This is a genomic window from Parvimonas sp. D2 (genome assembly GCF_035282635.1).
GTDB lineage: Bacteria > Bacillota > Clostridia > Tissierellales > Peptoniphilaceae > Parvimonas.
Window position 1 is genome coordinate 380,139 of record NZ_JAYKBO010000001.1, and the last position, 20,629, is coordinate 400,767.

The 20,629-nt window shown below is 27.6% G+C and carries 16 protein-coding genes; 2 read left to right on the forward strand and 14 right to left on the reverse strand.

Annotated elements, in window-relative coordinates:
- Positions 1–68: 68 nt before the first annotated feature.
- The 14 genes from rpe to uvrB form a co-directional block, all read right to left on the reverse strand.
- On the reverse strand, positions 69–728 hold the full coding sequence (gene rpe / locus VJI77_RS01770) for a ribulose-phosphate 3-epimerase (protein ID WP_323988010.1): 660 nt from the start codon (positions 726–728) through the stop codon (positions 69–71).
- Positions 729–1,604 (reverse strand): ribosome small subunit-dependent GTPase A, encoded by an 876-nt coding sequence (rsgA, locus tag VJI77_RS01775; RefSeq protein WP_323988011.1) that lies wholly within the window; start codon positions 1,602–1,604, stop codon positions 729–731. It abuts the gene before it with no gap.
- A 1-nt stretch (position 1,605) separates the two neighbouring features.
- A complete protein-coding gene (gene pknB / locus VJI77_RS01780) occupies positions 1,606–3,546 on the reverse strand; it encodes a Stk1 family PASTA domain-containing Ser/Thr kinase (RefSeq protein ID WP_323988012.1) in 1,941 nt (646 codons plus the stop codon).
- Entirely contained in the window at positions 3,540–4,292 is a 753-nt protein-coding gene (locus VJI77_RS01785; protein WP_009372446.1) for a PP2C family protein-serine/threonine phosphatase, read from the reverse strand. Before VJI77_RS01785 ends, pknB begins: the two co-directional genes overlap by 7 nt.
- 310 nt (positions 4,293–4,602) lie before the next feature.
- Positions 4,603–5,799, reverse strand: a complete 1,197-nt coding sequence (locus tag VJI77_RS01790) for a S41 family peptidase (RefSeq protein WP_323988013.1) — start codon at positions 5,797–5,799, stop codon at positions 4,603–4,605.
- A 12-nt stretch (positions 5,800–5,811) separates the two neighbouring features.
- Positions 5,812–7,008, reverse strand: a complete 1,197-nt coding sequence (locus VJI77_RS01795; protein ID WP_323988014.1) for a murein hydrolase activator EnvC family protein — start codon at positions 7,006–7,008, stop codon at positions 5,812–5,814.
- A 9-nt stretch (positions 7,009–7,017) separates the two neighbouring features.
- Positions 7,018–7,914: a permease-like cell division protein FtsX gene (ftsX, locus tag VJI77_RS01800; protein ID WP_323988015.1), complete on the reverse strand. Its 897-nt coding sequence runs from the start codon at positions 7,912–7,914 to the stop codon at positions 7,018–7,020.
- Positions 7,901–8,590 (reverse strand): cell division ATP-binding protein FtsE, encoded by a 690-nt coding sequence (ftsE, locus tag VJI77_RS01805; protein ID WP_323988017.1) that lies wholly within the window; start codon positions 8,588–8,590, stop codon positions 7,901–7,903. Before ftsE ends, ftsX begins: the two co-directional genes overlap by 14 nt.
- Before the next feature lie 139 nt (positions 8,591–8,729).
- Positions 8,730–10,394 carry a phosphoenolpyruvate--protein phosphotransferase gene (gene ptsP / locus VJI77_RS01810; RefSeq protein WP_323988019.1) on the reverse strand — a complete coding sequence of 555 codons (1,665 nt, stop codon included), beginning with the start codon at positions 10,392–10,394 and terminating at the stop codon, positions 8,730–8,732.
- A gap of 46 nt (positions 10,395–10,440) precedes the next feature.
- Positions 10,441–10,701 carry an HPr family phosphocarrier protein gene (locus VJI77_RS01815; RefSeq protein ID WP_009372701.1) on the reverse strand — a complete coding sequence of 87 codons (261 nt, stop codon included), beginning with the start codon at positions 10,699–10,701 and terminating at the stop codon, positions 10,441–10,443.
- Positions 10,702–10,933: 232 nt separating this feature from the next.
- A complete protein-coding gene (rlmN, locus tag VJI77_RS01820; RefSeq protein WP_323988021.1) occupies positions 10,934–11,980 on the reverse strand; it encodes a 23S rRNA (adenine(2503)-C(2))-methyltransferase RlmN in 1,047 nt (348 codons plus the stop codon).
- Positions 11,970–12,560 carry a DJ-1 family glyoxalase III gene (locus VJI77_RS01825; RefSeq protein WP_323988023.1) on the reverse strand — a complete coding sequence of 197 codons (591 nt, stop codon included), beginning with the start codon at positions 12,558–12,560 and terminating at the stop codon, positions 11,970–11,972. Before VJI77_RS01825 ends, rlmN begins: the two co-directional genes overlap by 11 nt.
- A complete protein-coding gene (gene uvrA, locus VJI77_RS01830; RefSeq protein WP_323988025.1) occupies positions 12,553–15,390 on the reverse strand; it encodes an excinuclease ABC subunit UvrA in 2,838 nt (945 codons plus the stop codon). The genes VJI77_RS01825 and uvrA overlap by 8 nt, the downstream gene beginning before the upstream one ends.
- Positions 15,383–17,356 (reverse strand): excinuclease ABC subunit UvrB, encoded by a 1,974-nt coding sequence (uvrB, locus tag VJI77_RS01835; RefSeq protein ID WP_009354255.1) that lies wholly within the window; start codon positions 17,354–17,356, stop codon positions 15,383–15,385. Before uvrB ends, uvrA begins: the two co-directional genes overlap by 8 nt.
- A 220-nt stretch (positions 17,357–17,576) precedes the next feature.
- On the opposite strand from uvrB, the gene VJI77_RS01840 reads away from it, so the two are divergent.
- Together VJI77_RS01840 and VJI77_RS01845 are read left to right on the forward strand one after the other, a co-directional pair.
- On the forward strand, positions 17,577–18,275 hold the full coding sequence (locus VJI77_RS01840) for an ABC transporter ATP-binding protein (RefSeq protein WP_323988027.1): 699 nt from the start codon (positions 17,577–17,579) through the stop codon (positions 18,273–18,275).
- A 1-nt stretch (position 18,276) separates the two neighbouring features.
- Positions 18,277–20,586, forward strand: a complete 2,310-nt coding sequence (locus VJI77_RS01845) for an ABC transporter permease (RefSeq protein ID WP_323988028.1) — start codon at positions 18,277–18,279, stop codon at positions 20,584–20,586.
- The last annotated feature ends 43 nt before the right edge of the window (positions 20,587–20,629 follow it).

Genomic DNA, 20,629 nt, shown 5'->3' on the forward strand with positions numbered 1-20,629 from the left:
ACCTCTTTTTCTTATTTAATTTTAAAAAAGATTGAAAGCTCAATCTTTTTTTAATGACAAGCTCATAATTATTTTTCATAGTTTTTAAAAATTTCTTTATAAGCTCTAATTCTATTTTCTTTATCCGCAAAAACATCTGAACCTGAAACTATCAAATCTGCTCCAGCTTCAATAACATCTTTAACATTTGTAGCTTTTACACCACCATCAACTTCAACTATAACATTTAAATTTCTTTCTCTTATTTTTGCTTTTAAATTTGTTATTTTATCAATAGCTGAAGGAATAAAACTTTGCCCACCAAAACCTGGATTTACACTCATAATTAAAACTAAGTCCAAATCTTCTAATACATAATCTAAAACATCAATATTAGTTGCAGGATTTAAAGAAACTCCGGCTTTCATTCCTAATGATTTGATATAAGAAACTGTTCTATGAAGATGTTTACAAGCTTCATAATGTACAGTTAAAATATCTGCTCCTGCATCTTTAAAATTTTGAACATATCTATCAGGATCTTCTATCATTAGATGAACATCAAAAATCATATTTGTTAAAGGTCTTAACTGTTTAATTATCATTGGTCCAAAAGAAATATTCGGAACAAACATTCCATCCATTACATCTAAGTGTAAATACTTAACTCCATTTTTGTCTAATACTTCTATTTCAGATTTTAAATCTGTAAAATCAGCTGATAACAATGATGGTGATAATTCTAACATTTAATACCTCCTATTTTTTAGATATTCATTTAAGTAAAAGATATAACTGTCATATCTACTTTTACTTATACTTCCACTTTCTAATTTTGATTTTACATAACAATCCGGTTCATTGATATGTTTGCAGTCAGAAAACTTACATTTAGAGCCAAATTCAAATTCTACAAATGCATCTCTAATTTGAACTTCACTATCTATAAATTTAGTAAGATCAAGAGAAGTAAAACCAGCCGTATCAATGATGAATGAGTTATCAAAAAATTCATACAAAGTAGCAGCTCTTGTTGTATGTTTACCCCTTTTTGTCTTATTACTTATATCTCCAACCCAAATATTATAATCCGGATTTAAAAAATTTAAAATTGTACTTTTTCCAACTCCCGAAGCACCTGTAATAACTGAAATTTTATCTTTACAAATCTCTTCAAATAATTTTCTATTGTCTAAACTAATGCTATTAAAAATTATCTTATAACCAAGTTTATCATAAATATTTCTAAAACTAATTTCTGTTTCTTTATCAATTAAATCACACTTATTTAAACATAAAATTATTGGAATTTTCATTACTTCATAGTACATTATATATCTATCAATAATTTTATATGAAATTTCTGGGTCTTTTAAAGAAAAAACTATTATAGCTTGGTCTACATTTACAACTGGAGGTCTTAAAATTTCATTTTTTCTATCAAAAACTTCAACTATACATGCTGTATTATCAGCAAAAATCTCAATTTTGACATTATCTCCAACCATTGGAGTGAATTTTTGTTTTCTAAAAACTCCCCTAGCTTTTGACATATATCTACCAGTTTTAGTTTTTACATAATATAAATCTTTTGAAATATCAAATATAACGCCAATTTCAAACATATTAATTCTCACCTGATAAAATAAGTTCTCCATTTACATAAATATTAAATTTTTCACTAGATTTTGCTTTTATATTTATTGTTAGCTTCCCGCCACCTGTAACCATAGTTTTTTCATATAGCTTTGTTTCACCATTTTCAGTATTTTTAGTTACCATTAAAAGATAATTCTTGTCTGGTTCATTTATTGTATACTTTTTAGTAACAGAATCAGCTTCACTATAAGAAGTCAAGTTTAACACATTGTCCTTAGTTGTCTTTCCTGAACTTACAACAATATCAATTTTAGTAGATGCATCAACTTTTACACCTTTTCCATAAGATTGCCAAATTACAGTTCCCGCTTTTTGTGAATCAGCTTTTTTCTCTGTTTTACCAACAGCAAGTCCGCTATCATACAATGCCTTTATTGCATCAGCTTCAGTTTTCCCAATCAAATCTGGAACTTCTACCTTTTTATCTTCTTTTCCTCTACTTACTACAATGTCAATTTTAGTTCCTTTTTCAACTTCATCGCCATAGTTTACACTTTGACTTATTACTTTATTTTCATCAACTTTATCGTCATATTTTCTTTCAACTTTACCCAATGCCAAATTGCTCTTTTTTAATAGCTCTTCAACTTTTTCAAACTCAACATTTGATAAATTAGGAACAATTGTTTTATTCTTACCTACACTTACAGTCAATTCAACATTCGTTCCTTCTTTTGCTTCAGCATTTGGTGCTGGCGATTGTTGAACAATTTTCCCAGCTTCAACAGAATCATCATTCACAGTTTTTACTATAAGTCCATTAAGTTTCTTTTCTTTTAACACCCTAATAGCTTCATCTTTATCCAATCCGGTTACTGGAGGTACTTTAACAGTATTAGTAGCTTTATTAGAAACAGCCAATCTATATATAAAGAATACAGATGCGACTATAAGTAAAGCTAATACAACATAAGTTATACTATAATCGAAAATCCCCTTTTTCTTTTTTAATTGTTCTCTGTTTTTATTATTATTTTTTATAATAGGTTTATTAAAATCATTTTGCTTATCAGCCTTATACACAGATTCTCTATAAAAAGCTCTATCTGTATTATCATTAAATGTAGCTTTTTGATTACTTCCTACGTTCTTATCTTCTAAAGCTTTTATAAGACTTTCCGCACTTTCAAATCTATTTTCTGGATTTTTTTCCATACATTTTACAATTATAGAATTTAGCCAAGGTTCCAAATTTGGAACAAGTCTAATTGGTTCAACTAATGGCTCATTTATATGTTGCATTGCTATTCCAACTGCATTATCTGTATCAAAAGGAACTCTTCCTGTAACCATTTCATACATAACAACACCTAAAGAATAAATATCTGATTTTTCATCAATAAATTTCCCTTTTGCTTGTTCAGGTGAAATATAATGCACTGTTCCAAGTACAGAAGAAGTATAAGTTATAGTTGAACTTGTAGCAATTCTTGCTATACCAAAATCTGTAACTTTAACATTTAAATTTTCATCAATAATAATATTATGAGGTTTGATATCCCTATGTATTATATGATGTTTATGAGCACAATCTAAAGCATTGGCTATCTGCTTAGAAATAGCAACAACAGCATTTGAATTTAATCTGCCCTTATCCTTTATTAATTCATTTAAAGTCTTACCTTTAATATATTCCATTACAATATAGTTAAAAGTCTTGCCATCTTCTATATGTTGACCTACATCGTAAATTTTAACTATATTTTGATTGTTTAAATTAGCAACAGATTGAGCTTCTATAACGAATTTTTTTATAAATTCTTTATCTTCAAGATATTGTTCCTTCAAAACTTTAACGGCAACAATTCTTTTTAAATAAATATCCTTAGCTTTATATACAATGGCCATCCCGCCAATTCCAACTTTTTCAATTACCTCATATCTGCCATTTAAAATTGATCCTAACATAAAATCTCCTCATCATTTTTAAAAATTCCAACAGTAACATTATCTCTTGCTAATCCACTTTTAACAGTAGATATAATATTATCAACCATTTCTTTTGCACTGTATTTAAAGTCTATCATTTCTGAAATTTCGTCATCATCAAGTTCATTTGTAAGTCCATCAGAACAAACGAGTAAAATATCTTTTGGCTTAATTTTAATAGATTCAACATCAACTTCAACATGTTTTTCCATTCCGATTGCTCTTAGGATAGAATTCTTATCATTATAATTTTTCACTTCTTCTTCAGTTAATGCACCACTTGAATATAAATATTGAACTAAAGAATGATCTTTTGTTAACATTCTAAAACTTTCGTCTTTAATATATATTCTACTATCACCAACATGTCCGAAGTATAAAGTATTACCATCTATCAAAAGAACTTCTAAAGTTGTTCCCATTACTTTTTTAGAAATTTCTTCTTCTCCAGAATTTATTTCTAAATTAAGCTCATAAATAACTTTATTAGCTTCACAAAAAGCATCTATTAATAGGAGGGAATATTCGGAATATAGTTTATAATTATTTTTTATATAATTCATAACTATACTTACTGCACGACTTGATGCAATTTCTCCATTATCATGTCCTCCTACACCATCCGCTAAAATTAGAATATTTAGTTTTTCAAATTTTTCAAAAAGAAAATTGTCCTCATTATTCTCTCTAACATTTCCTTTATCCGAATTCATATAAAAAGACATAAAACACTCCTTTAAAATATCCTTTATGAAAACCTATAATTTTCATAAAAGTATTATATTCTAAATATCTTAATAAGTCAAGTTTTGTTTTTTTAAATGTTGATATTTCAATATTCTATTTTTAAAAATCAATTCTAAATTACAATATAATTTACCTACATTAGACATTTATTTAAAAATTTTTTATAAATAATTGAATTTTTTAATCTAATTATTTATTATTATACAAATGACAATTTTGAATATAAGCAATTAATTATATACTAAAAAAGCAACCTAATTATTTATGGTTGCTTTTTTATACATAATATTATTTCAACAATTCAATAGCTTTTTTTAATTGTTCATCATCTTTTAAATGTTCTATTCCAGTTTTAGAATAATTCTTTTGTTCAACTTTATAATCAGGCTCTAACCCAACTTTGTGTATTTTAGTTCCATTAGGTCCAAAATACTCAGCAATGGTCATCTTTATTCCTTCAGATTTTCCTCCATTATTTATTGGGAAAATAGATTGAATTATTCCTTTTCCAAAAGATTTTTCTCCAACCAATGTAGCTTTCTTATTATCATGAAGAGCAACACTTAAAACTTCAGAAGCTGATGCTGAACCTTTGTTAATTAAAACTACTATTGGAATATCTGTTCCTTTTCCTGTAGCTTTTTCAACCGTTTCTTTTCCTTTACTATCTACAATTTTCATAATTGTAGATTCAGGTAAAAGTTTATCAGCAACTTGCTTAACAGATGTCAATAGCCCTCCTGGGTTATTTCTAAGGTCAATAATTAAAGATTTTGCTCCCTTACTCAAGCCATCATCAATAGCCTTTTCAAAGTCAGTACCTGTTTTTTCAGCAAAGTTAGTAATTTGAACATATAAAATTCCATTATCTAAAAGTTTTGAATTTACAGATTCCGTAGTTATTTCTTCTCTCTTTAATGTGAAATCTATTATCTTTTCTTCAGAGTCTACAATTCTTTTAACTGTAACTTTGACCTCAGTACCAATTTCTTCATTACCTCTCATAAGTTTAACAGTTGACTCTAAATCATTCTTCTTTATTTCCTCATCATTGACTTTTACTATAATATCTTCTGCTTGTATCCCAGCCTTTTGGCTTGGACCACCTTTTATCGGTGCAACAACTACAATTTCTCCATTTTCATTTACACTAACTTGAACACCTATACCAACAAATTTTCCTGTATTAGTTTTTTGAAGTTCCTTCATATCTTTTTCAGTCATATATTGAGTATAAGGATCTCCCAAAGAAGAAAATATTGCTTTTTTAATTTCAGTATTCATTTTTTCATAATCAATATCGAAATAATACTTTTCTTTTATTGCATCAACAAAAGGTTTAAAACTACCATAATCCGAAGTTTCTTCAGTTTTAGTATTAGTAACTGGTGAAACTGATGAATTTTTTCCAGCCTTATATGATATAAATGAGCTTAAAAATATCATAAAGACCAGAAAAACCGTAAGTTTTTTATTTTTTATCATATATTATTACTCCTAATGATTCAAATATCTAAGTGGATCTACTGGTGAACCGTTATATCTAACTTCAAAATGTAAATGTGGGCCTGTTGAATTTCCTGTAGAACCTACTAGTGAAATAACTTGTCCTTTACTTACTTTTTGTCCAGCTCTTACAACCAAGCTTGAATTATGTCCATATACAATAACAATATTATTTGTATATTTAATCATAACAGCATTACCATAACTTCCATTCCATCCTGCTGAAATAACTACACCATCTGTTGCAGAGTAAACAGGAGTTCCTGTTGGAGCAGGAATATCAATTCCTCTGTGTCTTTCTCCACCTTGACCAATTGGCGCATTTCTCCATCCAAATGGACTTGAAATTCTATAATATCCACTTAAAGGCCACATCATCTCTCCATTTGATGGACGAGAAGTTATCTTGCCTTCATCAATATCTTTTTGAATTTTCTTTTCGTTTATTCCTCTTAAAATATCTGCTTTTACTTTTTCTTCAAAGCTTATATTTGCATTTAGATTTTTAACTTTATTTTGTAATTGATCAATTTCTGATTTTGTATATTCAATATTTTGTTCCAATTTAGCAATAAGTTGTTTATTCTTTTCAACTTCTTCAGTATAAGCTTGATACTTTACTTCCATTTCTTTTTTCTTAACTACTTTTTCTTCTTTTCTTGCTTCTAATTCTTCTTTTTCTTTTTCCAAAGCAACTTTATCATTCTTCAAGCTTGTAATTAATTTCTTATCGTAATCAGCAATTGATTGCATCATAAAATATTTTGAAATAAAATCTCTTATATCTGATGCAGAGAACAAAACTTCAATAGAATTTAAATCTTTATTACCATACATTACACGAACTCTTTTCTTAAAAAGTTCTTGATTTTCTGTAATTCTATCTTCTAAGATTGTTATTTTTTCTTTAGAAGCTTGAATTTCATCAGATATTTTAGATATTGCATCTTCTAACTCTGTAAGGTCTTTGTCTAACTGATCAATCTTTTTTTGCTTTTCAACAATTTCCTTGAACGCCTCATCCTTTTCAGTAGTCATATCTTGAATTGATTTCTTTTTATTTTCTAAATTCTTTTCTTGACTTTGTTTATCTTTCTTTAAATCATCTACTTTATCAGCATAAGAAATTATGCCTGAACCAAACATTGAAAACACAAGAATCCATGCTACAAATCTTCTCTTTTTCATCACAACCTCCTACACTTTCATATATTTTCTACTTGAGAATATTGATGCTAATACTCCGATACCAATACTTATTGCAAAATATGCAATAGCTACATAAATACCAAAAACATCAACTGGTAACAAATAATTTGAGAACATATTTCCTACTCCCCAAGCAAAGCTTTCATAAATATATTTATAAATAAAGAATATTATTGTAAAAGATATTCCAGCACCAATTATACCAAGTAACATACCTTCTACGATAAACGGCCCTGTAATACTCATATTAGTTGCGCCTATGTATTTCTTAATACTTATTTCTTTTCTCCTTGCTATAACTGTTAATTTAATTGTTATCGACATTATAAAGAAACTTACCATTAATAGTACAGCAACTAATGTAATTCCTACATATTTAACCATTTCCGACACTTTTGCTATTTTATCAACAATATCTTTATAATAAACTACTTTTTCTACATCTTTAACATTATATATGCTAGATGCAACAGCATTAGAATTTTCTATATTCTCAACCTTCAATTCAAAGCTTTCAGGAAGGGCAGATTCCATACCCTCTAGTAAAAATGAATTTTCTTTCCATTGTTCTTTCATTTTTGCTAAAGCTTGTTCTTTTGAAACATAGTTTACTTCTTTTACATTTTCTATTTTTTGTAATTCTTCTTTAATTTTTGCAATCCTTTCGGATGTAACTTCAGGTGTTAAAATAACATCTATTTGATCAACCTTAGTCTTCATATCTTCTACTATATTATTAGCTACAAAAACTCCAAAAGTAATTCCACCAAGAATTAAAAGCATTGAGCAAATAGATACTATTGATGCAACACTCATAGATTTATTTCTCCAAACACCTACAAATCCTTCTCCTATGGCAGAAAAAAATCTTCTAATTGAACTCATCAAAATAACCTCCACGTTCTTCGTCATTAATCATTGCGCCATGATCCATACTTATAACCCTTTTCTTAAGTTTATTAACTATATCTTTATCATGTGTAGAAACAATAACTGTTGTACCTTTAGCATTTACATCCAAAAGTAACTTCATTATATCTTCTGAAGTATTTGGATCCAAATTTCCTGTTGGTTCATCAGCAATTAAATACTTAGGTCTATTTATAAGAGCTCTTGCAATACAAACTCTTTGTTGCTCTCCACCTGATAATTGATTTGGAAATGAGTCTGCTCTATCTGACAATCCAACTAACTCTAAAATTTCAGTTACTCTTTTATTAATAACTCTTTTTGAAACTCCTAGAATTTGTAATGGATACTTTATATTGTCAAAAACAGTCTTACCTTCTAAAAGTCTAAAATCTTGAAATACAACACCCATTGTTTTTCTAAGTTGCGGTATTTTTCTGTTTCTCAACTTAACTATATTAACATTATCAACAATTATTTCACCTGATGTTGGTTTTATTTCTCTTAAAAGCATTTTTATGATACTTGTTTTACCTGCACCACTTGCTCCAATTAAGAAAACGAACTCTCCATCTTCTACTTTGAAACTAAGATCTTTCAAAGCACAAACTTCGTTTTTATATACTTTATTTACTTCTATAAATTCTAACAAAATATCACCTCAATTAAATTTCTAACCAATCGACAGTACTATTATATCATAAAATTTATAAAATGTAGTAAAAAAAGCAAAAAAAGTTACAAAATAATTACAAATATATTACAAATAATTAACATTTAGCAAAAATATTCTATTTATTATCAAAATAATATAGAACTGAACGTCCTGTTTTAAATTTATTTATGTTATCAAAAAAATCTAAATAGTTATTATGATCAAATAATTTTATTCTTTTCTTTATTTTTTGTAAAACATCATTAGTAACGCTGAACTCATCAATACCTAGCAAAATTAAAAGTTCAACAGCATCTAATTCACTTGCAAAGTTTCCACACATTGAAACTATTTTTCCATTTCTATGAGCAATATCTACAACACGATGAATTGAACGAATAACTGATGGGTTATAACAATCATACAATTGTTGCATCTTAGAATTTTCTCTATCACATGCTAACATATATTGAACCAAATCATTTGTTCCAATACTCACAAAATCAACTTCTTTAATCAAAATATCAATAAGAAAAACTGAAGCAGGAGTTTCTATCATAATCCCAAACTCAATATTTTCATCAAAATGCACTCTCTCTTCTCTTAATTCATCTTTGATTTTTAATATTTCATTTTTTATCCACAAAACTTCATCTAATGTAGTTATCATTGGAATCATAATTTTTATATTTCCAAATGCAGATGCTCTTAAAATTGCCCTTAAATGTTTTCTTAATTCCTTATAAAATTCTTTATAAATTCTAAAACCTCTAAGTCCCAAGAATGGATTTTTTTCCTCATCCAACTTAAAAAACATAGATTTTTTATCAGCACCAATATCAAAAGTTCTAATTACAATAGGTTTGTCTGTACTTTGAGCAAGCTTTTTAAAAATTTCAAATTGATACTCTTCCGTTGGAGATTCATCAGACATAAATAAAAACTCTGTTCTAAACAACCCACATCCATCTGTACCATTCTTTAAAGATACTTCAAACTCTTCAAAACTTGAAATATTACTACATACTCTTATATATCTATTATTTTTTGTTCTTACTATATTCCTATCTAAAAATTCTTTTTGTGATGATTTCAATAAATTTTTATATGAATTAACTACATCTTCATCAGGATTTAAAAACAATTTTTCTTGATTACAATCTAAAATACAATCAAAGTTCCTATCCTTTAACTCTTGAAAATCAAGAGAATCACATATTATATAAGGAATTTGTAAATTTTTTGCATATAAAGAAGCATGTGAAGTTTTTCCACCATTTTTTGAAACTATACCAATTAATTGATCTTTATATTTATCAATTATTTTTGGTGATAAATTTTCTGTAAAAAGCACAAATTTATTTTCATATATTTTAATTTCTTCAGTTGATGTTAAAGTTCTAATAAACTCTTCTTGAATTGAAATATAATCATAAATTCTATCTCTCATATAGTCAGAATCTAGATTATTCAATTCATAGCAAATATGACTAATTGTCTCCTCTATTGATTTTTCTAAAGATTTATTTTCAGTCAATATTTTACTTTTTACACTATCTTTTAAAAATGGGTCATCTATTAATTCAATATGAACATTTAATAAACTCTCTAATTTTTCATCTTGAACTTTTATCCTATCAGATTCTAAATAACTTGATAATAAACTTTCAAACCTTGTAATTTCTTTCTCTTTATCATTGTCAGATATATTTTCTTGAATAAAATTCTTTTCATAAAATAAAGTAATTGCCTTACCATAAGCAATTCCATTAGAAACGGAAAATCCATCATATACTTTCATAATACTCCACCAAAAAAGCTCCTCTTTCGAGAAGCTATACTTAAAATTAATCAGCTAAATTTTCTATGAAGTTTACAACTTCCCCTAAAGTTTTCTCTTCATTTTCTCCATCAACTCTCAATGTTACTTCTGTTCCCTTAGAAATACCTAAACTCATAACATTAAAAATACTTTTCGCATCAGCAACTTTGTTATCTAAAATAATTTCAATACTTTCATCAAATTTCTTAACAAATTGAACTAAAGATGCAGCAGGTCTAGCATGTAATCCTGTTTCATTTTTTATTATAACGTTTTTTTCTATCATAATAAGCCTCCTAAGTTTCTAATATTTAAACTACATATATATTTTACCATTATTGTTTAAACAATTCAATAGTTTTACTAAAATTTTTAAAAACGTTTTTCATAACTAAAACAAATAATTTTTTAAAAATTAGTATAACAAAAACTCATAGAAAATTCACATATTATTTATACTTTTAATATGAACTTCAATCTATGAGTTTATAATTAATTCTTGCTTAGTGAAAATAATTCTATGCTTCTTCTTCTAAAACGCCCTGTCTAAGTTGTCCACAAGCTCCATTTATATCATCGCCCTGTTTCTTTCTTATCGTGGCATTTATTCCATAATTTTCTAGCATCGACTTAAAAGAATAAATATACTTTGTACTAGGAGCCTCTCCATCAAATTCTTTTATTGAATTTAAAGGGATTATATTTACATGGCAATTTAAACCTTTTAGAATATTCTTAAGCTCCAACGCATGTTTTTTTGAGTCATTTTGTCCTTTGATTAGTGTATATTCAAAACTTACTCTTCTTGAAGTTTTATCAAAATAATATTTACAAGCCTTTAATATCTCATCAATTGAAAAATTATCTGAAATCGGCATTATTTCTCGTCTTTCATTTTGAAATGGATTATGAAGTGAAATTGTAAGTGTTACGGGTAATTTTTCATCAGCTAATTTATAAATATTATGGACAAGCCCACATGTTGAAATTGTAATATTTCTTAAGCTCAAATTTTTACCTTTTTCAGAATTTATAATTTTCAAAAATCTTATTACATTATTATAATTATCAAGTGGTTCTCCAATACCCATAATAACAACATTATTTATAGTTAAATTCAAATCATTCTCTATTAAATAAATTTGATTTAACATTTCAGCAGAAGTTAAATTTCTTTTAAAATTTTCTTTTGTTGACGCACAAAAAGTACATCCCATTCTACAACCTACTTGACTTGAAATACAAACAGTACAATAACTTCCATAGTCCATAAATACAGTTTCAATTATTCTATTATCATATAATTTAATCAAATATTTTTTTGTATTATCTAGCTTTGATTCATATTTTGTATAAATTGAAGAAGTATTTATATATCCTATTTCCTTTAGTTTTTCAATTAAAACTTTAGGCAGTTGCTTGCAATTTTCTATTTCAAAGTTTTTCTTTTGATGCATAAATCTAAAAAATTGCTCAGCCCTAAACTTCTTTTCTCCCAAACTTAAAAATAAATCTTCAAGCTCTTCAATTTTCAAAGAGTTAAATTCTATTTTTTTATTTTCCATTCTTTTCTTCCTTTAGAATAAAATCCCTCAACAAATAATCAACAGACATAAAACGAACTTGTTTTTCTTGAACTTTTCCCTTTATTTTTCTAATCAATGTATAAGCAAGTTCTCCTGCAAGTCCTGCTCCTCTTGCTGTAATTATATTGTCATCAATACAAATTGCATCTTCTTTAACATTTGCATCAAGCAACTCATCTTCCATTCCAGGATAAATAACTGCATTTCTTCCGGATAAAACACCTGATTTTGCAAGAACTGAAGGTCCTGCACAAATCGCAGAAATTAATTTATGCTCTTCGTCAAATTTCTTTATTATTTCTAAAACTCTTTTATCATCTCTGATATCAAAAGCAGCAGGAAGTCCACCTGGAATAATAATTCCTGCATATTCTTTTAAATTTATATTTTCAATCAAATCATCTGCTAAAACAGTTATTCCTCTATTACTTGTAACTTGAAGTTTTCCTGTAATTGAAATCATATCGACCTTAATATCCGCTCTTCTAAGATAATCAACTTGAGTAAGTGCTTCAACTTCTTCAAAGGTATCTGTTAAAATTAAAATATATCTATCCATTTTGCTCTCCTAATATTTTCCTTAAAAATTGTCCTGTATATGATTTCTCACATTTTGCAACTTCCTCAGGTGTGCCTGTTACTACAATGGTTCCTCCACCATCGCCACCTTCAACACCTAAATCAATTATATGATCTGCAATTTTTATCATATCTAAATTATGTTCTATAACAATAACAGTATTTCCTTGTTCAACTAAGGTATTTAAAACTTCAATCAATTTTTTTATATCATCAATGTGTAATCCTGTAGTCGGTTCATCTAAAATATAAACAGTCTGTCCCGTTCCACGTTTAGCAAGTTCAGATGCAAGTTTAACTCTCTGAGCCTCTCCTCCTGAAAGCTCTGTTGAGCTTTGACCAATCTTAATATAATCCAATCCTACATCATATAAAGTTTGTAATTTTCTTTTTATTGAAGGATGATTTTCAAAGAATTTAAGTCCATCTTCAACAGTCATTTCCAAAATATCTGAAATATTTTTTCCATTATATGTTACTTCCAAAGTTTCTCTATTATATCTTTTACCACCACAAACTTCACAAGGAACATATACATCAGGTAAAAAGTGCATTTCAACCTTTATTGTTCCGTCTCCTTTACAAGCTTCACAACGACCACCATGAACATTAAAACTAAATCTACCTTTGCTATATCCTTTCATTTTTGCCTTTGTAGTCATGGCAAAAACATCTCTTATATTATCAAAAAGTTTAGTATAAGTTGCAGGATTTGAACGCGGAGTTCTACCTATCGGACTTTGGTCAATTTCAATAACTTTATCAAGTTTTTCATAGCCCTCTATCCTATCAAATTTTCCTGTTTTTTGTTTACTCCTATTTAATTTGTTTGACAATTCTTTATTTAAAATTGAATTTACCAAACTGCTCTTTCCACTTCCGGAAACACCAGTTACACAAGTAAAAACACCGATAGGAAATTCAACATCAATATTTTTTAAATTATTTTCTCTTGCTCCAAAAACTTTAATTGTATCTGTGTATTTTCTTCTTTGTTTAGGTACTTCTATCTTACTTTTTCCTGAAAGATATGCACCTGTAATAGATTTTTTACTCTTCATAATATCTTTAAGAGTTCCCTGAGCAACAACCTCTCCACCATGAATGCCTGCTCTTGGTCCAATATCTACAATATGGTCAGCACAACGAATAGTATCCTCATCATGTTCTACTACAATCAAAGTATTTCCAAGATTTGTTAAATTTCTTAAAGCATTTAAAAGTTTTTCATTATCTCTTTGATGTAAACCGATACTTGGTTCATCTAAAACATAAACAACTCCAACAAGCCCTGAACCGATTTGAGTTGCAAGTCTAATTCTTTGACTTTCTCCTCCTGAAAGAGTTCCAGCACTTCTTGCCAAAGTTAAATATTCAAGACCTACATCTTTTAAAAATTTAAGTCTTTCTCTAATTTCCTTTAAAATTCTTTCACCAATAATACTTTCAGTTTCTGTTAATTCTAAATCATTAAACCATTCATTTAATTTTTGAACAGACATTGCAGTAACATCTGAAATATTTTTATCTCTTATAAAAATTGAAAGAGCTTTTTCATTAAGTCTTTTTCCTTTACAAGTTTCACATTCCATTTCAGACATCACTGTTTCAATTTTTTCTCTCATAGAAGACATTGGAGAAGAAGCATATCTTCTTTCCAAATTCTTTACTATTCCTTCAAATGGTTTATTAAAAGTTTTATTTTCATTTGTAAACTTACTTTCAAACCTAAATTTTATATTTCTTAATCCTGTCCCATAAAGAAGTTCATCTATAGTTTCTTTACTTAAATCTTTAAAAGGAGTATTTTCATCAAAACCATTATATTTTATGATTTCGTGAAATATTTTATAATAGTATCCATCTTCTCCGGTAGTCATATTGTAACATTCAATAGCTCCCTCTAAAAGTGATTTATTTTTATCAGGAATTACCAAATCCGGATCTATAATTTTATGGCTTCCAAGTCCATTACAATCATGACACATTCCAAAAGGACTGTTAAAAGAAAAAGTTCTAGGTTCAATTTCATCAAATGAAATATGCCCGTTAGGACAGGACATTTTTTCAGAAAATAAAATTTCTTCTCCATCAACCACTTTAACCTTAACAATACTATCACTAAATTTAAAAGCTGTTTCCAAACTCTCTGTAAGTCTTGATTCAATCCCCTTTTTTACAACAAGTCTATCAACTACAATATCAATATTATGTTTTTTATTTTTATCTAATTCAATTTCTTCAGTAAGTTCATATTCTTTATCGTCAATAATCGCACGAACAAAACCTTGAATTTTTATATTTTCTAAAAGTTTTTTATGTTCTCCCTTTTTTCCACGAATTACAGGAGCTAACACAAATATCTTACTTCTCTCTTCAAGTTTCATAACCCTATCAACCATTTGATCGATACTTTGACTTTTTATTTCAGTTCCACATATTGGACATTTTGGAATTCCAATTTTTGCAAAAAGCAATCTTAAATAATCATAAATTTCAGTAACAGTTCCTACAGTAGATCTTGGATTTCTATTTGTAGTTTTTTGATCAATAGAAATTGACGGACTTAGTCCATCAATATATTCAACATCAGGTTTATCCATTTGACCCAAAAATTGTCTTGCATAACTTGATAAGCTCTCAACATATCTTCTTTGCCCTTCGGCATAAATTGTATCAAAAGCTAAAGATGATTTTCCGCTTCCACTAAGTCCTGTAAAAACAACCATTTTATCCCTTGGAATTTCCAAATCTATATTCTTTAAATTATTTACTTTTGCCCCTTTAATTCTAATCGTATTTTTAGACATCTAATCCCCACATTTCTTTTAATCTCTTTATTTCATCTCTTATTGATGCTGCTCTTTCAAAGTCTAAAGAATCGGCAGCAGATAACATTTCATTTTTCAAATCTTCAATGAAACTTTCATAATCTGTAATTTCAACATCTTCTGTTTTATAATCCACATTATCCTCAGCAACCTTTGTAGCTTGAATAATCTCTCTAATATCTTTCTTAACACTCTTTGGAGTGATATTATGCTCTATATTGTATTTATTTTGAATTTCACGCCTTCTATTTGTTTCCTTAATTGCCACATCCATTGACTTTGTAATTCTATCAGCATACATAATAACTCTTCCGTTTACATTTCTTGCAGCACGTCCGATTGTTTGTATCATAGAAGTTTCAGAACGCAAAAAACCTTCCTTATCTGCATCCATAATTATAACCATACTTACCTCAGGCAAGTCAAGTCCTTCTCTTAATAAATTTATTCCAACCAAAACGTCAAACTTTCCAACACGCAAATCTCTAATTATTTCCATACGTTCAATCGTATCAATATCGCTATGCAAATAAGTTGTTTTTATTCCTACATTTTTTAAATAATCCGTTAAATTTTCAGCCATTTTTTTAGTCAAAGTTGTAATTAAAACACGTTCTCCTTTTTTAATAACTGAATTTACTTCACCAATTATATCGTCAATTTGTCCTTCTGTTTTTCTAACTTCAATTAAAGGATCCAAAAGTCCTGTAGGTCTTATAATTTGTTCAACTTCTTCTAAATTATGGCTTTTTTCGTACTTGCCAGGAGTTGCAGATACATATAAGATTTGATTTACCATACTTTCAAATTCTGTGAATTTTAATGGTCTGTTATCCAAAGCAGAAGGCAATCTAAATCCATAATCAACCAAATTTTGTTTTCTACTTCTATCCCCTTCATACATTGCTCCAATTTGTGGAACAGTAACATGACTTTCATCTACAATAATCAAAAAATCATCAGGAAAATAATCAATCAAAGTATAAGGTCTTGAACCTCTTTCTCTACCACTTAAATGAGCAGAATAATTTTCTACACCACTACAAAATCCAATTTCTTGTAACATTTCCAAATCATATTTTGTTCTCTGTTCAAGCCTTTGAGCTTCAACTAATTTATTTTCTTGATTTAAAACTAAAAGTCTTTCTTCCAATTCTTTTGAAATTGTACCAATTGCTCTTTCGATTTTTTCTGAACTTGTAGCGAAGTGAGATGCAGGATAAATTGCAACATGCTCACGTGTTCCTATTACATTGCCTGTTAAGGCATCAATTTCTGAAATTTTATCTATCTCATCTCCAAAAAATTCTACTCTAATACTATTTTCAGATGAGGAAACTGGAAATATTTCTAAACTGTCTCCCCTTACACGAAAAGTACCACGAATAAAATTAATATCATTTCTTACATATTGAATATCTACAAGTTTTCTTATAACTTCATCTCTATCTTTTATCATTCCTGGTCTTAATGAAACAACTAAATTTTCATAGTCTATTGGATCACCTAAACCATAAATACAAGAAACAGAAGCAACAATGATTACATCTCTTCTTTCAAAAAGAGACATTGTCGCAGAGTGTCTAAGTTTATCTATCTCATCATTTATTGAGCTGTCTTTTTCTATATAAGTATCGGATTGTGGAACATAGGCTTCAGGCTGATAATAATCATAATAGGACACAAAAAACTCAACAGCGTTGTTAGGAAAAAATTCTTTAAATTCACTCGCAAGCTGATAAGCCAAAGTCTTATTATGTGCAATTACAAGTGTTGGTTTTTGAACTTTTTCAATAATATTTGCCATTGTAAAGGTCTTTCCACTTCCTGTAACACCCTTTAAAATTATTTCTTTATTACCTTTTTTAATTGAATCCGATATTTTTTCAATAGCTTCGGGTTGATCTCCTGTAGGCTTAAATTTTGAATTTAAAACAAACTCCATAATGTACTCCCCATTTATTTATTAATCAAATATTTTTATTTAAAATAATCTATATAATATTATACTATATTTTTCATCTATAACGTAACTAATATACCGCAAAAATTTCTTTAATAATCAAATTAAAAAATACTTTCTGTTATAAAATTTTATTGTTGATAATAAATATCGAAAGTGCTATAATTTGTTTATAGTTAAATAAATTTTTATGGAGGTATTTATGTTTTTAGTTGTAAAAAATTTAAACAAATCTTATGGAACAAATGAAAATAAAATTTCCGTTTTAAAAGATATAAATTTTTCTTTAGAAAAAGGTGCACTTTGTACTCTATTAGGACCATCTGGTTCAGGAAAATCAACATTACTTAATGCTATTGGCGGACTTGAAAAAATCGACAGTGGTTCTATAGATATAAATGAATATGAAATTTCAAGTTTAAAACAAAATGCCCTTTCAAATTTTAGAAGAAAATATTTAGGTTTTATTTTTCAATTTTATAATCTGATTCCAGATTTAACTGTAACAGAAAATATTCAAGTAGGTTCCTTTATACATAACGACCCTATGGATATTGAAAAATTAATAAAAGATTTAGGTCTATGGGAACATAAAAATAAATATCCTAGACAATTATCAGGTGGACAACAACAAAGATGTGCAATAGGCCGTGCTTTAATAAAAAAACCTGAAATATTACTTTGTGATGAGCCTACGGGTGCTTTAGATTATAAAACTTCAAAGGATATTTTATCCCTACTTCAAAGAATAAATAAGGAATATAAAACTACCATTATTCTTGCAACTCATAATGAAGAAATAACAAAGATGTCTAATATTACAATAAGGCTAAAAGATGGAATTATATGTCAAGAAATTGAAAATGACAAGGTAATTGATGCACAAGAATTGGAGTGGTAACATGAGAAATTTAAATAAAAGAATTCTTAGAGGATTAAAAGCTCAATGGTCAAAAAATTTATTTCTCTTTATACTTCTGTTTTTTATGATTTCCACAACTTCAGGCATGTTAGTTTCATCAGGAAGTATCAAGACTTTATATTATGAACTTATGTCAACTGGAGTTGTTGAAGATGGAAAAATATTATTCGCATTTGACCCTACAGATGAAATATTAAGATCCATTGAAAAAACTAATGTTAAAGTCGAAAAAGCTCCTTACGTTGATGCAAAAATTAATAAAATTAAAGATGATAAAGATGAAAAGACAATTAGACTTTATACAAATAGAAAAAATATAAATCTCCCTGTTATAAATGAAGGTAATCTTGCAAAAAACAAAAATGAAATAGCTATAAATAAATTATTTGCTGAAAATAATGATTTAAAAGTCGGTGACACTATCACTTTTAAAAAAGAATTTTTTAAAGATAATAAAGAAAGAAGCTTTAAAATAGTTGGTTTAATAGCAACTCCGGATTATAATTCATCTTTTCAAAAATCTACAGATTTAATATTTAATGCAATAGATTTTGGAGTAGGATTAGTATCTGATAAAGACAAAGATATTTTTAACGAAAGCAAGTTAAAATATCAAGTTTCATATAGATTTAATGATAGAAACCTAAGTGAAAAAGAAACGAAAGAAAAAAATAAAGAAGTTGTAAATTCTGCAAATATATCAAAAACAGTTTTAGAACAACTTCCAAAAAAAGATAATAATGCTATAAGTTATTTGATTGACGATATGGGTGGAGATAGGCCTATGGTTATTGTTATGCTTTGTCTAATGGTAACGCTAATAGGATTCATATTTGCACTTTCTATTGTGAGTAAAATACAAGAAGAATCTGAAATAATTGGAATACTTCTTGCGAATGGATATAAAAAATCAGAGCTCGTTATAAATTATATAGCAAACTCTGTTATAATTACATTTTTAGCTGCTGTTTTAGGAAATATTTTTGGGTACACAGTTTTTACAAATTCTTTTAAATCTGTTTACTACAAATCATTTAATATGCAGAACTTCACTCCTAGTTTCAACTTTGAAGCATTAATAATTACGACTATCATACCTATTTCAATAATTTTAATTTTTAATTATATTTATATTTATAGAAAATTAAACTTCACACCTTTAGATTTTTTAAGAAAAAATTTAAAACATTATAAAAATAAAAGAAAATCAAAGCATGAAAATGAATTAAAAGTCAACAAAAACTTTTTAGGCTCATTTAGAAAATCAATTATAAAATCCAACAAAGGTGATTATGTAGCGATAGTACTTGGAATATTTATTACTTCAATATTATTCATCTTTGGAATTTCTGCAAAACCTACATTCGACAACTACGGAAATAATATAAAAGAAAATTTGATTAGTAAATATCAATATGTGCTAAAGGCTCCTATTGAAATTAGCAATAAAACAGCAGAAAAATATACGACTACACCAGCAAGGGTTTATCACAGTATCAAAAAATCAGATGAAGACATACTTCTTTTAGGAATTACTGAAAATTCAAAATACTTTGAAAACACCAAACTACCCGAAAACAAAAATGAGATAGTTATTAGTGAAAATCTTTCAAAGAAACTTAGAAAGTATGTTGGAGATGAAATAACAGTTAAAGGGAAATTGTCAGATAAAGAAAAGACTTATAAAATAGTTAATATACACAAAAAGTCTGCTAATCTTTCAGCCTTTATAAAGCAAGAATATTTGAATGAAGAATTAGAGCAAAATAAAGAATTCTTTAATGGATATTTTAGTAATGAAAAATTGGATATTGATGAAAAGTATGTTTCAACAACAATAGATGAAAATTCAATGACAGATGTTTCTAAACAGATGTCTAAACTCATGGGACCAATGCTATCTGCATTTATAGCTGTATCTACAATATTCTTAGCAGGCTTTACTTACAGTCTAATGAAAATAATAACAGATAAAAATACTATCCAGATTGCATATTTAAAAATTTTCGGTTACACTAATAGAGAAATTTCAAAAATCTATATTCGACCAGTAACTCTAACAGTATTATTAAGTTTAATAGCTTTAATACCACTTGAAATATATACAGTAAAACAAATAATGTATTATTCAATGCTAAAATTTTCAGGATATTTAGAGCTTGATATTTCGCCAAAAATTGTAATAATGTCAATTGTGATAACTATTGCTACTTATTTATTTGTAAGTATATTACAATTTTATAGAATATCAAAAATGAATTTCAGCGAAGTTCTAAAAAACAGAGAATAATTTACTATCACTTAATTCTGTCATAATCAAGAGTATAATCTTA